At 41.9% G+C, this 15,165-nt stretch carries 8 protein-coding genes; 5 read left to right on the forward strand and 3 right to left on the reverse strand.

The features are described 5' to 3' along the window. Positions 1 to 12: 12 nt before the first annotated feature. Positions 13 to 2,145, reverse strand: a complete 2,133-nt coding sequence (locus tag AC1DQW_RS03960) for an alpha-N-acetylglucosaminidase (RefSeq protein WP_477452933.1) — start codon at positions 2,143 to 2,145, stop codon at positions 13 to 15. Positions 2,146 to 2,387: 242 nt separating this feature from the next. Between AC1DQW_RS03960 and AC1DQW_RS03965 the strand changes: the two genes are divergently transcribed. Continuing rightward, positions 2,388 to 3,770, forward strand: a complete 1,383-nt coding sequence (locus AC1DQW_RS03965) for an alpha-L-fucosidase (protein WP_477452934.1) — start codon at positions 2,388 to 2,390, stop codon at positions 3,768 to 3,770. 128 nt (positions 3,771 to 3,898) lie between these two features. On the opposite strand, the gene katG is transcribed toward AC1DQW_RS03965, so the two are convergent. Next, positions 3,899 to 6,175 (reverse strand): catalase/peroxidase HPI, encoded by a 2,277-nt coding sequence (gene katG, locus AC1DQW_RS03970; protein ID WP_477452935.1) that lies wholly within the window; start codon positions 6,173 to 6,175, stop codon positions 3,899 to 3,901. A gap of 560 nt (positions 6,176 to 6,735) precedes the next feature. Here katG and AC1DQW_RS03975 point away from each other — a divergent pair. The 4 genes from AC1DQW_RS03975 to AC1DQW_RS03990 all read left to right on the forward strand — a co-directional run bounded on the left by AC1DQW_RS03975 (position 6,736) and on the right by AC1DQW_RS03990 (position 13,720). Beyond that, a complete protein-coding gene (locus AC1DQW_RS03975) occupies positions 6,736 to 8,268 on the forward strand; it encodes a tetratricopeptide repeat protein (protein WP_477452936.1) in 1,533 nt (510 codons plus the stop codon). Positions 8,269 to 8,519: 251 nt separating this feature from the next. Continuing rightward, positions 8,520 to 11,279 carry a TonB-dependent receptor gene (locus AC1DQW_RS03980; RefSeq protein WP_477452937.1) on the forward strand — a complete coding sequence of 920 codons (2,760 nt, stop codon included), beginning with the start codon at positions 8,520 to 8,522 and terminating at the stop codon, positions 11,277 to 11,279. Between the two features lie 27 nt (positions 11,280 to 11,306). Continuing rightward, on the forward strand, positions 11,307 to 12,560 hold the full coding sequence (locus tag AC1DQW_RS03985; RefSeq protein WP_477452938.1) for a right-handed parallel beta-helix repeat-containing protein: 1,254 nt from the start codon (positions 11,307 to 11,309) through the stop codon (positions 12,558 to 12,560). Positions 12,561 to 12,622: 62 nt separating this feature from the next. After that, on the forward strand, positions 12,623 to 13,720 hold the full coding sequence (locus AC1DQW_RS03990) for a phytase (RefSeq protein ID WP_477452939.1): 1,098 nt from the start codon (positions 12,623 to 12,625) through the stop codon (positions 13,718 to 13,720). 43 nt (positions 13,721 to 13,763) lie between these two features. Here AC1DQW_RS03990 and AC1DQW_RS03995 read toward each other — a convergent pair whose 3' ends face one another. Further along, a complete protein-coding gene (locus AC1DQW_RS03995) occupies positions 13,764 to 14,903 on the reverse strand; it encodes a metallophosphoesterase family protein (RefSeq protein ID WP_477452940.1) in 1,140 nt (379 codons plus the stop codon). Positions 14,904 to 15,165: the final 262 nt, after the last annotated feature.

Below are 15,165 nucleotides of genomic sequence, written 5' to 3' on the forward strand. Positions count from 1 at the left end.
GGGTGTTTAAGTTTACATCGATAAAATTTGGTTAACTACTTCCTGTAGAGACCTGTGTGGCTTTTCGGGATTTAGCTTCTGGTTTTCATCCACCCATTTGCGTTCCCAGGAAAAGTAATCGGGTTCGGGAGTGGTTTTGCCATCCAGGTTGCCACGCAGGTAATCAAAATAAATTTCCCAGCGGGGCAGGTAATAACCATCCATCAGGCCAGCCCATTCTTTATAGGCATACTCATGCAGGTTATCCTCTGTACGCACGTTTTCTCCCCAATAAGTAATCTGCATCAGCGCGTTTTTTAAATTATTTGCTTTTTCTTTGGCTGTATTTCCGTTAGCTACAGATTGTTTAAGATAGGTGTTGAGCCTAAAGTAAGGATCGGTGTTCAACAGGTCATCCGTTAACTTTATCATGTGCAAAAACTTCTCGCTGGCCTTGTTAAAGGCCTGCAGATCCTTATTGTTGTATGCCGTTGTCAGGTCATTAAAAACAAGGGTTCCTTTATTGGCCAGTACCTGCCTTATCATATTGATGAGGTCTATTTTATAAGTTGCTGAATTTATAAGAGCAGGTGTTGCTTTGGCAAATTCCTTTACTGCATTTTCAAACTTTACAGTATCATAATTTCGGGTAAGCGTACCCCAGCTGGAGATTGATTTAACTTTAAGTGCCGGCCTTGCGCAAAAAATAGATTCGCCTGCCCCTTCCTGGTAACCGGGAAGGCTTTGGTAAATTGTTTGTAAAAAGCCCTGCCAGGCATTGCTGGCATGTGTGTTACTTTTACCGTACCGATATTTGGCGTATTCGTTAATCCAGTTCCGGGTATTTACATGTTCTTTACGCCAACCCAGTTCAAGCATCAAGTCATAATCCGGAGGATTATTATTAATGCCCTCGGGCATTATTCCTACGCCTTTCAGATAATTGCTGTAGGTGCTTTGCCTTGCCCTGTATATTTCATCGGCAAAACGCTGTAATTTACCGTATACGCCCGGGCGTTCACCAAAATTGTTAACACTGCACCATATAAATGGCGTGTTATCATAGGCATTACGTTTTTCCCAGTTGTTGGTAAATTCGCCAAAAAGCTCCTGCACCAATACTTTTGATTTATCAAGACCATCAAGCATAGCCTGTTTGGGGTTATCCTGCCAACCTTGCAACACCCATGCCGAACCCGGATAATAACGTTGCATTGATGCCTGTATGGAGGCTCCTGCTTTCTTGAGATCTATGCCATCGGTTTTGCCGCCTTCATGAAAAGGGTCGCCTGCAAAAAAGGGAATGTTTTTGCCATATAATTTCTGCATTTCACTGTAATATATGCCCGCTATGCGGCTAAATTCGGGATCTGTAGGGTCAAGTATGTCCGGTCTTTTAAACGCTCCCCAGTTACCCTGGTCGATGATATGCGCTTTACTCTTATTTTTTAATGAGCTGGGCACCATTCCATAAAAACCCTGCAACACAGGCTCTATACCCAACTCCTGCATTCGCTTTATCATTTTTTGCTGAATCAGCTTCCGGTTGTCAATCTGGCTTTGTGGCGTTGGTCCTCCCCAGCCCTCAATATTGCCCATCAGCCACCAGGCGGTATAGGCCGGGCCAACTATAAAGTTGTTAATTTCATTTTCGGTGTACCCTATCTTCTTCAGGGTATTTTGCCATACCGCTTCCATCCCTTCAACGGCAAGCATTGTATTAACCCCGTTAAGGGCCATCCAGTCAAGTTCCCGTTCCCAATCGGGCCAGCTGTAAAAGCTCATGGTATAATTATAGGTGCAATAATTCAATGCATAACGATACTTAGCCTCCGCCTGTACAGTTGTTTTTTTGCCAACAGCCGGGATCGGAAACACAGGCGCCAGGTTATCGCCCATATGCGACATAGATCGGTGGCAATAATATTTTAAATACCAGTTTACACCAACCGCGGCTGCATTAGCTCCGGATGCGCTGATAACCAGTTTGTTTTTTACAGTTTGCAGTTCAACTATTTCGGGGCTGCTGGTTTTTACGGCTTTAAAAATGATATGATCGCTTAACCAGGGAGCGCGCCTTTTAACCAATGCTTTTACTGGTTCAAACTGTTGGGCAAAAAGATGTATCGGTAAAAATAAAACAAGCAGAAAAGTTAGTTTTCGCATATGAAAGTATTGATTTTGAGGGTTAACATTCTCGAAACTAACTAAAATTTAATTGAAAAATAAAGCGCAGAACCATGCCCCTGGGCTATAAAACTTACGCAAACGTTTGATATGGCCTGTGCAAACGGTTGCGCTATTTTTCACTATTTTTTTAGATTATTATTTTGGTACCATTGTATTGCCAAGGCGATATTTTATCAAATGGCGCGCCCGTCATTGCTATACCTACGTCTATTAAAAAAATGAAGAAAATTATAATTACCCTTATTGTTTGTACAGTTGTAAATGCGTTTTCATTTGCACAAACAATTTCCATGGCAGGTTCATTAATGGGAGCTTCGGTGTTAAGCAAGCGCCCCGATTCGGCCATGCAGAAATGGTGCGACAATCGTTTTGGTCAATTTATTCATTGGGGTTTATATGCGGTTCCAGGCGGGCAATGGAAAGGTAAAAATTATCCGGGCGCCGCCGAATGGTTAAAAGCAGATGCGGGCATTTCCTCCACAGAATATGCCGAACTCATCCATCAGTTTAATCCTCAAAAATATAATCCAACAGAATGGGCGCACATCGCTAAAAATATGGGCGTAAAATACGTCATTCTTACAACCAAACATCATGAAGGGTTTTGTCTATGGCCCAGCAGCTTTACAAATTTTTCAGTCGCATCAACGCCTTATAAAAAAGACCTGCTAATGCCTTTTGTAAAAGCGTATCAAAAAGAGGGTATCGATGTTTATTTTTATTACTCCATTCTCGACTGGCATCATCCCGACTATCGTTCAGTGATAAAATCTGATGAAGACCAAAGGGCTTTTGAACGGTACTTTGCATTTGTTGAAAACCAACTGAAAGAGCTGATAACCACTTATCCCAATATTAAAGGCCTTTGGTTTGATGGGCAATGGGAAGCATCCTACAAAAAGAACTATAAAATGGGTTATGAGCTGGAACAATATTGCCGGGCATTAAAACCGGGTATCATCCTTAATAACCGCATTCGTACAGATGCGCAGGGCCATGTAGACCATGACTATAAAGGGCGGCATTTTGGAGATTTTGACGGCAGTTTTGAGCGCCGTTTGCCGTCCAATGTAAAAAAATTGGATTTTGACTGGGAGGCATGCATGACCGTTCCCGAAAATCAATGGGGATACCACAAAATATGGGAAGGCCATGTAAAAACCCCTTACGAAATACAGGAAATGCTTGCAACCTGCACCTCCATGGGCGGAAATTTTGTACTCAATTTCGGTCCCCAGCCCGACGGCACTATCCGCACTTATGAGCAAAACCTGGCTAAGGAAGTCGGTGCATGGATGAAGATCAATTCGGCCGCAATATATGGATGCGATAATGCCGGCCTGGAAAAACAGGATTGGGGTTATTTTACGCAAAAGCCGGGTGATGGCAAGCTTTATATGATCGTTTTTAATATACCTGTCTCTAAAGCATTAAAATTAAAACTTCCCGAAAAAACAACAATTGCAGATAACTCCCTTTTAACTGACAGCCATCAAAAATTCCGGATCGAGAAAACGTACGGGAACGATTATTACCTGCATTTAGGTGATGCAAAATTTACCCAGCCATTTGTGATAACACTACAGCTAAAAAAGGATTGATATAAATATTTTAAATAAGGCGCCGGCTAACGGCACCTTATTTAAAATACTACCTAATCTTGTTCATCTATTTGATCCATCACCATTAGTGGTCAACAGAGAAACCGAAGGTGATTCATGATTTACAATCAAGCTAAGTCAAATCTGTCCAGGTTCATCACTTTATTCCAGACTTCTATAAAATCCTTCAAAAACTTACCCAGGGTATCGGCGCTTCCGTATACCTCGGCAACCGCCCTTAATTCTGAGTTGGAACCAAAAACAAGGTCTGCACGGGTTGCTGTCCATTTTACTTCGCCGGTAGCGCGGTCGCTACCTTCATAAACTTCCCTGTCAGTAGATGCCGCTTTCCAGGCCGTGCCCATATCGAGCAGGTTTACAAAGAAATCGTTGGTGAGTACACCGGGGCGTGAAGTGAAAACACCATGTTTGGAGCCATCAAAATTTGTACCCAATACACGCAACCCACCTAACAATACGGTTAACTCAGGTGCCGTAAGCGTAAGCAAATGCGCCTTATCTATTAGCAACTCTTCGGTAGATACAGGTACTTTTGATTTGCGATAGTTACGGAAACCGTCGGCCGCAGGCTCCAGGTAGCCGAACGATTCCACATCGGTTTGCTCCTGCGAGGCATCCATACGGCCCGGTGTAAACGGAACCGTTATAGCCTGTCCGGCATCTTTAGCTGCTTTTTCAACACCTGCGCAACCGGCCAGCACGATCAAATCTGCCAGCGAAACTTTCTTGCCGTTGGCCTGCGCAGCATTAAATTCTTTTTGAATGGCCTCGAGTATGTTCAATACGTTTTGCAACAGTGCCGGATTGTTCACCTGCCAGTATTTTTGTGGAGCAAGACGAATGCGGGCGCCATTGGCGCCACCGCGCTTGTCGGAACCGCGGAAAGTGGAAGCCGAAGCCCATGCTGTGGAAACCAGCTCAGATACGCTCAAGCCTGATTCCAATACTTTTGCTTTTAAAGCTTCAATATCACTTTCAACAATTAATACATGGTCAACTGCAGGAATAGGATCCTGCCACAACAGTTCTTCCTGTGGTACTTCCGGGCCCAGGTAACGCGCAAGGGGGCCCATGTCGCGGTGGGTTAATTTAAACCAGGCACGCGCAAAAGCATCTGCAAACGCATCGGGATTTTCCAAAAAGCGCCTTGATATTTTTTCGTAAGCCGGATCAAGCCTTAAAGCAAGGTCGGTAGTAAGCATTGCAGGCTTATGTTTTTTTGTGCCGTCATAAGCATCCGGAATAATGGCCTCATCAGTTTTAGCAACCCATTGATGCGCGCCGCCCGGACTTTTTGTAAGTTCCCATTCAAAGCCAAACAGGTTTTCAAAAAAATTATTACTCCATTGGGTAGGCGTTTTGGTCCAGATTACTTCCAGCCCACTTGTAATTGTATCAGCACCTTTGCCAGAACCATGACTGTTGCTCCAGCCGAAGCCCTGCGTTTCGATGCCGGCAGCTTCGGGCTCTTTGCCTACATGGTCAGCGGTCGCGGCGCCGTGGGTTTTGCCAAAACTATGGCCTCCGGCTATTAGTGCAACGGTTTCTTCATCATCCATCGCCATGCGTCCAAACGTATCACGAATGTCTTTAGCGGCCATAAAAGGATCAGGATTGCCGTCAGGACCTTCTGGATTTACATAGATCAACCCCATTTGTACAGCTGCAAGCGGTTTTTCCAGGTTGCGGGAGTGAATGTCGCGATCGGCATCATCGTCTGATACCAAGACGCCATGCCCCTCTTTTACGCCGGGTGAACCATGTCCATAACGCAAATCTCCACCCAGCCAGGTGTTTTCAGCGCCCCAATACACAGATTCATCGGCTTCCCATACATCTTCACGTCCACCGGCAAAGCCAAAGGGTTTAAAGCCCATGGATTCCAGCGCTACGTTACCGGTAAGGATCATCAGATCGGCCCATGAAATTTTGCTGCCATATTTTTGTTTTATAGGCCAAAGTAGCCTGCGGGCTTTATCGAGGCTTACGTTATCGGGCCAGCTGTTAAGCGGAGCAAAACGTTGCAGCCCTGCACCGGCGCCTCCACGCCCATCGCCCACGCGATAGGTTCCTGCACTGTGCCATGCCATGCGGATGAACAACCCGCCGTAATGACCAAAATCTGCCGGCCACCAGTCCTGTGAGTCGGTCATGAGTGCATGAAGGTCGTTTTTCACTGCTGCAAGGTCGAGACTTTTAAAAGCTTCGGCATAATTAAAATCTTCACCCATCGGGTTTGATAAAGAAGAGTGCTGACGCAGGATACTCAGCTTTAACTGATTAGGCCACCAATCGTGGTTCCGGGTGCCACCACCGCCAACATTGTGTTTCATGCTGCCGTTGTGGAACGGACATTTACTGATGTCATTTGATTCTCTTTCCATAGTTATGAGTTTATATATTGAACACTTACTTGCACTTATTGATTTGTACAGCGATATAAAATTATGACATTAGATAACACAATCACAATCAATTAATTCTATATCCGATAGTTAAAACTTATTAGATGGTAATCATTTCAGGCAAAATGAACATTAATACTTCCCATTGCGCAGAATAGCTAAGGAGAGAATTAATTTTCGCCGGGCAGGCAATTGCTGGTCATCATAAAATATTGATGAAGAACGCCGAGTTTAACTTACGCAAGTGTTTAAGTTTTATGATTATAGCAAAAAACGTAAGGGTAGCGTAATTAACTTTATTTAGCCTGTGTGTATTTATTGTAAAATGCTTGTTAACATTATCATCATACTGATTGCTTTACTTTGTTTAGAAAAGCTTTTGTATTTTAAGGCTGTATCGAAAGAAAATTAACGGGATATAAAGAATGATAAGTATGTGCAGGCACGTTGTTAAGTATTTCTTCATGAGTTGCCTGTGTTTGTTTATGGGTGTTCTGCCAGGAAACCTTTGTGCCCAGGATAAGCAATTATCCTATACAATGGCGATAAGTCAAAATCATCCCGATTCTGCACTCATTATTTTAAAGAAAGTATATGTTGTTGCTACAGAAAAAAATGATGTTTTAACAACTGGTATTTGTTTGCAGCAAATGGGGATGATTTGTTTTAACCAGGGGCACTATGCCCAGGCACTTGATTTTTATTTACATGCCGATAAAATCTTTGAGGCATCAAAAAACAAGGAGTTATTAGCAGCCAATTTGAGCCAGATGGGTATATTGTATTATTACAACAAAGAGATAGGGAAATCGCGTGCTTTGTATGATAAGGCCTTATCAATATATAAGCAAGAGGGGAATTTAAAGGGACAGGCTGACATTTTTGGAAACATCGGTCATCTTTACGAAAAGCATCAGCAATATGACAGCGCCTTTTTTTATCAAAACCTTGCTTTAAACAGGTATCAAAAAATCAATTTTAAACAGGGCGCGGCTAAGATATACGAAAATTTAGGAAGCATTTATGAAGATCAGGCCCGGTATGATTCTGCTTATAATTGCTTCAACAGATCTTTGCTGCTTTACCAGGAAGCTCATAACGAAATAGGCAGTATTGAGGTTGTAAATAACCTTGGCGATATATTACGTAAAACTGGCCGGTATGAAGATGGTTTAAAACTATCATACAGGGCATTAACACTTGCACAACAAACCAGTAACACCTATCAGCTTGCAGCCGCCTGCAGAGACCTGGGTAAGGCCTACCAGTTAATGAACCGGCTGGATAGCGCCTACCATTATATTGAACTTAGTCGGAAATATTCGCTTGAGGTTTATTCAAAAGAAGGGATTAATCAAACGGCTTTTTTGCAGGTGCTTTATGATATTAATAAAAAAAGCGACGAAATAGCAAGGTTAAACAACATACGTAAAACAAACCAGGTGATTACCATAGCCGAAATAATTGTGGTTGTTTTACTGGTTGTTTTAGGCCTGGTTATTTTTAGCAGGCAACGTTTAAAAATTAAAGATCAACGCGTACTGGCAGCACAGAAAGAATCGATTTTTGAGGCTCAGCGCGAATTAATGAACCTGGAGTTAAAAAACAGACAGCTACAGGAAGATGCATTAAAACAACAATTGGAGCTAAAAGGTAAAGAACTATCCAACCATACCTTAAATCTTATAAAAAACAATCAGCTGCTGGAGAGTTTGCGTAACACACTCCAGGAAATGGTTAAGGATGATAAACGCGATCAAAAGAAACAGATGCAGCAGATCATTCACCAGATAAACCAGAGCTTTAACCACGAACAGCACTGGAAAGAATTTACCGCTGCGTTTGAACAGGTACATCAACGTTTTTTTGAAGACCTGAAAAGATACAGTAACGAACTTACCTCAGCCGATATGCGGTTAATCGCATTGCTTAAGATTAACCTCGACTCCAAAGATATTGCAACCCTGTTGGGAATATCGTTGGATAGCCTCCGGGTTTCGCGGTACCGACTGCGTAAAAAACTTAATCTTAGCCAGGGGGATAATCTTTCCGCATTTATACAAACACTATAAGCGGGGCGCCGGCTTCACAAATCACTTAACATTATCTTAATGTAACGGTAATTAAATGATAATGGCGGTTTTTATCATTCATATCTAATTTATTTTCAGTTTTTTATGATTTTTTGTTGCCATGCTGTATATGGTGTATGTAACGGTGTATACTTTTTGTAACAGCCTAAATTTCAGTTAATGCCTGTTCCTGTTACACCTTTGCGACATAAAAAAAGAGAACACATTGTTGAATAAATCCATTTCGAAAAATGAATAAACTTATACAGATATTATTGATGTTTGTGTTTTGCGCAACAGCTGCAAGCGCTACTACATTAAAAGGTCATGTTTATGATCAAAGCACGGGTGAGCCGCTTGTTGGGGCAACCATTACCCTCGACAAGGCTAATAAAGCAACCGTAACAGGGCTTGATGGCTCCTTTGAGTTAAAGGGAGTTTCCGCAGGCTCCTTTTCACTTCGGGTTTCCTATATTTCCTATAAAACTGTTGTTAAGGAACTTGATATTAAAAAGGAAGATAATCCACGTGTAAAAATTTATCTTCAGGCTGATGGAAAGGATTTACAGGAGGTTTCTATAACATCAAAAAAAGACGGATCGGCAGAGCATGAGGCCCGCCGTATTGAGCAGCAATCTGTACAGGTTATGAATATAGTATCTGGCCGGGCTATTGAAGCCTCTCCCGATCTTACGGTTGCCAACATTATACAACGCGTATCCGGCGTATCGGTTGAGCGTAACAGTAATGGCGATGCACAGTATGCTATTTTAAGGGGTATGGATAAACGGTACAATTATACGCTGGTAAATGGAGTTAAAATTCCAAGTCCCGATAATCAGTATCGCTATGTTCCGCTTGATATATTTCCTGCCGACTTACTGGAAAGGCTTGAAATTTACAAAACCCTTACACCGGACATGGAAGGTGATGCTGTTGGTGGTGTAGTTAACATGGTAATGAAAGATGCCCCAAGCCGTTTCCAGGTGAATGCAAATATAGCCGGCGGATACAATCAGCTATTTTTTGACCGTAATTTTCTTAGTTACCAATCATCAGAAATAAACCATAAGTCGCCTTACGAAATTAACGGCAAAAATTACCAGGCAACCCAAAGTGATTTTCCTAAAGGTACATTAAACTACGATTCAAAGAAACCAGCCCCAAACCTGGTAGGAAGCTTATCAATAGGTCAGCGTTTTTTTGATAATAAGCTGGGTGTTATTTTAGCAGGCAGCTACCAAAATACCTATAGGGGCAGTAACAGCACATTTTACAGTTCGGATGTAAACGGTACCGACAAGTATGCAGTTATCACCAGTAAAAGCAGCCGGCAATATTCAGAACAGCAAAAGCGATACGGTTTACATGGAAAAGTTGATTATGTGTTTGATAAAAATAACAAACTGAGCTTATATAATGTATACGTAAAGCTTGATAATATACAGGCCCGGGACGCGGTATCTACCAATTACTCCACCGGCTATAATCCGTCAACAGGCGATGCGGAATTAAGTTACTCCACACGTACCCGTTTAACCGAGCAGCAGATATACAACAGTACTTTACATGGCGATCATAAACTTTTTGATAACAAACTAAAGATCCAATGGTCGGCCGTTTATTCATCAGCAAAAAACGATGTGCCCGAAAATACAACTATTTCACTAAGCGGCGTGCGTGATAATAATGTTGACAGGCGTACTGTGGTTGAACAAAGCACACATCGCTGGGAGCGCAACACCGATGAAGATAAAGCAGGTTATTTGGATATTACCTACACCGTACCGGTTGGCAATGTAAATGTTGATTTTACAGCAGGTGGTTTATACAGGAATAAGCAACGCAGTAGTTTTTTTAATAACTACACCCTTTACCCGGTTAACACTGCGGCACAATATGGTACCGATTTCCAAAACTATACAGATGTAGCATGGGTCGTTCAAAATCCTACCGGCGCTGTAAATAACCCATTAACCTATGATGCTTCAGAAAAAACAAGCGCTGGTTACGGAATGTTTAAATTTACTGTTAATGCTTTGCAGGTAACCGGCGGTGCTAGGGTTGAGCATACCAACCAGGCATATAACCTGCTGTTTCCGGCAGGTGAGCTAAGGCCTAAGGGCAGCCAGGCATATACCGACGTACTGCCAAGTTTAACGTTGAAATATAAACTGGGCGATAAAGATCAGCTGCATGCATCATACTTCAAATCGCTTAACCGCCCTGGGTTTTATGAAATAGTACCAAGTAAGGTTGTAACCGAAGAATATCAGGAACGCGGTAACCCCGATTTGAAACGCGCCAAAGCGGATAACTTCGACTTGCGCTATGAACTGTTCCCGGATGCATCTCAACAATTACTGATAGGCGCGTTTTATAAATCAATTAAAGACCCTATTGAATACACTTTCCAGGCTGATGCCACCCGCGGACAGGATATTTATTATATTCCGGGCAATTTTGGTACCGCGCGCAACTATGGTGCAGAGATCGATTACATTAAATTCTTTAATAAATTTGGTATCAAAGCCAACTATACCTATACCCACTCACGCATCACAACCGTTAAAACCTCAAGGGCAATTAACAGCTCAACAGGGGATGTTGAGCCCCTTTCTGTTGAGCAATCGCGCCCGCTTTACGGCCAATCGGAGCATATCGGTAATATTTCTATACTCTATAAGGATACCAAAAAAGGCTGGGATGCACAGTTGGCAGGCGCTTATACCGGGCCGCGTATCAATACTGTTTCGCAGTTTTTAAATAATGACCTGTGGCAAAAAGGGTTTATACAGATGGACTTCTCGGCCGAAAAAAGATTTAAAGGCGGTATAAGTGTGTTTTTAAAAGCCGGAAACCTGCTTAATACACCAGCTAAGCTGTTCATTAAAGGCACCAATCCCGAAAACCTTAGAGTTCAGGAGAAGCTTGTATCAAACGGGCAAACGTTAATCCGCGAAGACTATTATAAACAAAGCTACCTGCTGGGCATCAGGTATAAACTATAAAAACATCATCATTTAAAAATATATAAAATGAACTTAAAACAAATTTCTGCAGGTATCGCATTATCGGTTGTGATTTTTGCAGGTTGCCAAAAAGCAAATATTGATGTTGATACAACCCCGGCCGATGGATCGGCCATTGGTGAGGTATCGGGTGTATGGGCAAAAGGAAGTACACAGATGATCAAGGGAGACATTATTATCCCGGAAGGAAAATCATTAACCATTGAAGAAGGTGTTACCGTATTGATGGATACCGTTGCCAAGCCCGAAATTATTGTAAAAGGCAACCTGTACTCCTATGGCACCGCAGAAAACCCGGTTAAATTTACCGTGAACGATGCTTATAAAACCACCGCCAAAAAATTTGGCAGGCTTTGGGGAGGGATACTTGCTGCGAAAAGCTGCGCCGAGCTGGTGCTTGACAACACCATATTGGAATATGGCGGCTCCACAACTTCTGATGCTTCAACATCGGTAAAGCAAGGTTTGTACAAAGCGGTTAGCGGCGAAAATTTGCCTGCTTTATGGTTTTCAAACGTTAACGGAAAACTGGTAGTAATCAACAGCACTATCAGGAACTTTAATGAGGATTGTACCTATATTGAAGGTGGTAAAGTGATTTTTGCCAACAATTTATTTTATACTACAGGTATAACCGGCGGCGAGGCTATGAACTTTAAATCGGGATGTTTGGCAGATTTGGCTTATAACATGGTATACAGTGCCAATACCAATGCCTTTAAACTATCAAACACCGGCGACCGTGTACCACAGGCTTATATTATAGCCTATAATAATACCATGATAAATACCGGTTGGAGAAGGCCTACCGCAAAAGGCGGATCAGTTTGGCTGGAAAGTACCGTTAGGGCCGATTTATACAATAATCTTTTTGCCAACACCCGTTTTGGTGTTAAAAGAGATACCAAGAAGCCGGAGGATAAGCGGTCGGTGTATAGCAATAACTGGTATTATGGATTTGATCAGACGACGGTTAACCAGTTTCAGCCCAGTGCCGAAATTGTGGCAGGTGTAAATGATGTGATTGGCAAAAATGCAGGTGAGAATGATCCGCAATTTGTAAATTATCCACTTAGCACATCAACCAGCAACGCTGATTTTAACACCAGCTGGGATTTTCATTTAAAAGCAGGATCGCCCGCATTAACAAAAGGCATAACTACTTTTACCCGCCACCATGCGGCAGGTATCATTATAAACGGTATAACTTATAAATCGCCCGACCCATCGGTATTTGTAGGAGCCTTCGGAACAAAATAGCAGGTAATTTATAATTCACTACAGGCGGTTTCTTTATAGCGACCGCCTGTTATTTTAATTTAATGAACAGATTTAATATTTTTTATATAGCACCATTGGCTTTATTGCTATTTAACACGGCCTGCGGACAAACTGCCGCCAATAAAAGTAATATCAATTTGCCAGGCATAAATTCGCCGGAAATAAAACCTGCGGTTATTACAGATCCGGTTGGGTTTGATACAGATGATCCTGCAATTTGGATTGACCGCAGTAACCCGGCGCAAAGCCTTATTATTGGGACGGATAAAAACAGCGATGGCGCGCTTTATGTTTTTAACCTGGAAGGGAAAATAATAGCTAACAAAACAGCGAAAGGCCTTAAGCGCCCTAATAATGTTGATATAGCCTACGGCTTAATGTTAAATGGCAAACCAACAGATATTGCCATTACTACAGAACGCATAACACATAAGCTGCGCATATACTCCCTGCCTGATTTGAAACCCATAGATAACGGAGGGATAGAAGCATTTGCCGGCGAAACCGGTAATGAGTACCGCGACTTGATGGGTATATCAATTTATACTGCAAAAAATGGCCAGATGTACGCCATTGTCGGGCGTAAAAATGGTCCGCTTAAAGGGGGATATATTTGGCAATATCTGCTTACTGATGATGGTACGGGGAATGTTAAGGCCCGGCTTGTACGTAAGTTTGGTGAGTATAGCGGTAAAAAGGAAATCGAATCTATTGCAGTAGATAATGAGCTGGGTTATATTTATTACTCCGACGAACAAACCGGTGTAAGGCAATATTATGCAGATCCTGAAAAAGGCGATAAACAGCTTGCCATATTTGGAACAAGCGGTTTTATGGCCGACCATGAAGGGATCTCGATTTACAAATTAACCAATACTACGGGGTATATTCTGGTATCAGACCAGGGGGCAAACCGATTTCAGATATTTAGCCGCGAGGGTACAAAAAACAATCCTTTTGAACACCGCTTATTAAAAGTAGCAAATGTGGCTGCACGTCAAAGCGATGGATCTGATGTAATAGCTGTACCGCTTAACGAAACATTTAAACACGGTATTTTTGTAGTAATGAGTAATGATAAAACTTTTCATTATTACCGATGGGAAGATATAGCCGGGAGTGATTTAAAAGTAAAATAATAAACTTTTTTATCAGGCAGCCATAACCAAATCAGTAAAACCTTCAGTCGTAAGCCTGGAGGTTTTTTTGTTGAATGTTTTTGCTAATGGTAACGGAATCTATTAATGTAGTCTCTTTTTGTGTTACACTAAAGTATTTGCTATTGAGTACTACCTCATCATCATCTTTGCTTATAGTGATCTGGAGAAATCCATACCCGATATCGCAATAGCTCATCAGCATAACATCATCAAATTGCGGAATATCGGCTGTAAAACGCTCATCGTCCAGGGTGGCAACATTGTGTAATTCGTCAAATCCGCCTGCTCCTGCTATAATAAAGGGAACACTTTTGCCATCAGCATAATTTTTACAAAACCTTTGGTAGTTATGCACATGCCCGCTGAAAACAATATCGGGCCTTTTGCCCGCGGCCTCAAATGCATCCTCTAAAAAATTGATCATTGGCAGGCTTGAGCCATGGTTGATATCAGCAGAATAAGGCGCATGGTGAATGCAAACTATCAGCATTTTTTCAGGATGATCAAGATTGGCCTGCTGGAGTTCATTAATAAACCAATTTTTTTGCTCATCGGTTATAATGCCAAATTTGGGTACATTACTGTGCAAGCCAATTATGGTAGCCAAAGGCGTTTCCATGGTCCAGTATATATTGGGCTGAACCATACTTTTGCGGTGGGTTTGATGGCTGAAAATAACAGGCCGGGATGTGGTATCACAAAACACCTTTGTAAAAGCATCAAGGCTTTTGTATGGATGAATGTTTAAGGGATTAACATCGCTATCATGATTGCCGGCTATCGCGAAAATGGGACAGGGATAATTCTTGAAAGATTGAAAAAATTGCGGGTCATATTGTTCGGCCTCTCCGTAGTGATAAACTACATCGCCCAGGTGATATAAAAACTGCGGACTATCGCCCGCGTTGCCCTCTTTATTACATTGACCGGCCAAGGTATTAGCTATCAATTGCTGCAATGCCGGGTTGCCCAGGCCCCCTGTATCGCCAATCATGTGAAACATTATGCGCTCATTATTTAAGTTGGGCACAATATCTTTTAACTGTAAATGGTATGGGTATTTGCCCGCAGGAGCAGGCAGCGGCTGAAATTTATAGGTATCGTCGGGCTGGTTTTTCTTAAAAACGGGGGTCTTATATTTAGGGGAATTGAGAGACGTCATTTTAATTATTGCAAGCCCAAAGGTACTAAATCAATATAAAGAGACGATTAAATATGGAAAAGATAGCGCGATATAGACAAATACTATAGTTATATAAAAATTAATTGAATTTATAGATATGTTTGAATAGGCAGATAATTCTATTGTTATTTTCTTGGTTCTGGTAAACGCATGGCAAATGTTATTTTTATAACCAAATGTAATCCCCGGTTCATTAATTTACTATTTGATAACCGGCTTTACATATTAATGGCATATTTTT

The organism is Mucilaginibacter sp. P5_A4 (assembly GCF_056400605.1).

Bases quoted from the DNA above. Each gene is read 5' to 3' on its own strand.
- AC1DQW_RS03990 (WP_477452939.1), top strand. From the start codon at position 12,623: ATGAACAGATTTAATATTTTTTATATAGCACCATTGGCTTTATTGCTA.
- AC1DQW_RS03980 (WP_477452937.1), top strand. From the start codon at position 8,520: ATGAATAAACTTATACAGATATTATTGATGTTTGTGTTTTGCGCAACA.
- AC1DQW_RS03965 (WP_477452934.1), top strand. From the start codon at position 2,388: ATGAAGAAAATTATAATTACCCTTATTGTTTGTACAGTTGTAAATGCG.
- AC1DQW_RS03960 (WP_477452933.1), bottom strand. From the start codon at position 2,145: ATGCGAAAACTAACTTTTCTGCTTGTTTTATTTTTACCGATACATCTT.
- katG (WP_477452935.1), bottom strand. From the start codon at position 6,175: ATGGAAAGAGAATCAAATGACATCAGTAAATGTCCGTTCCACAACGGC.
- AC1DQW_RS03975 (WP_477452936.1), top strand. From the start codon at position 6,736: ATGGCGATAAGTCAAAATCATCCCGATTCTGCACTCATTATTTTAAAG.
- AC1DQW_RS03985 (WP_477452938.1), top strand. From the start codon at position 11,307: ATGAACTTAAAACAAATTTCTGCAGGTATCGCATTATCGGTTGTGATT.
- AC1DQW_RS03995 (WP_477452940.1), bottom strand. From the start codon at position 14,903: ATGACGTCTCTCAATTCCCCTAAATATAAGACCCCCGTTTTTAAGAAA.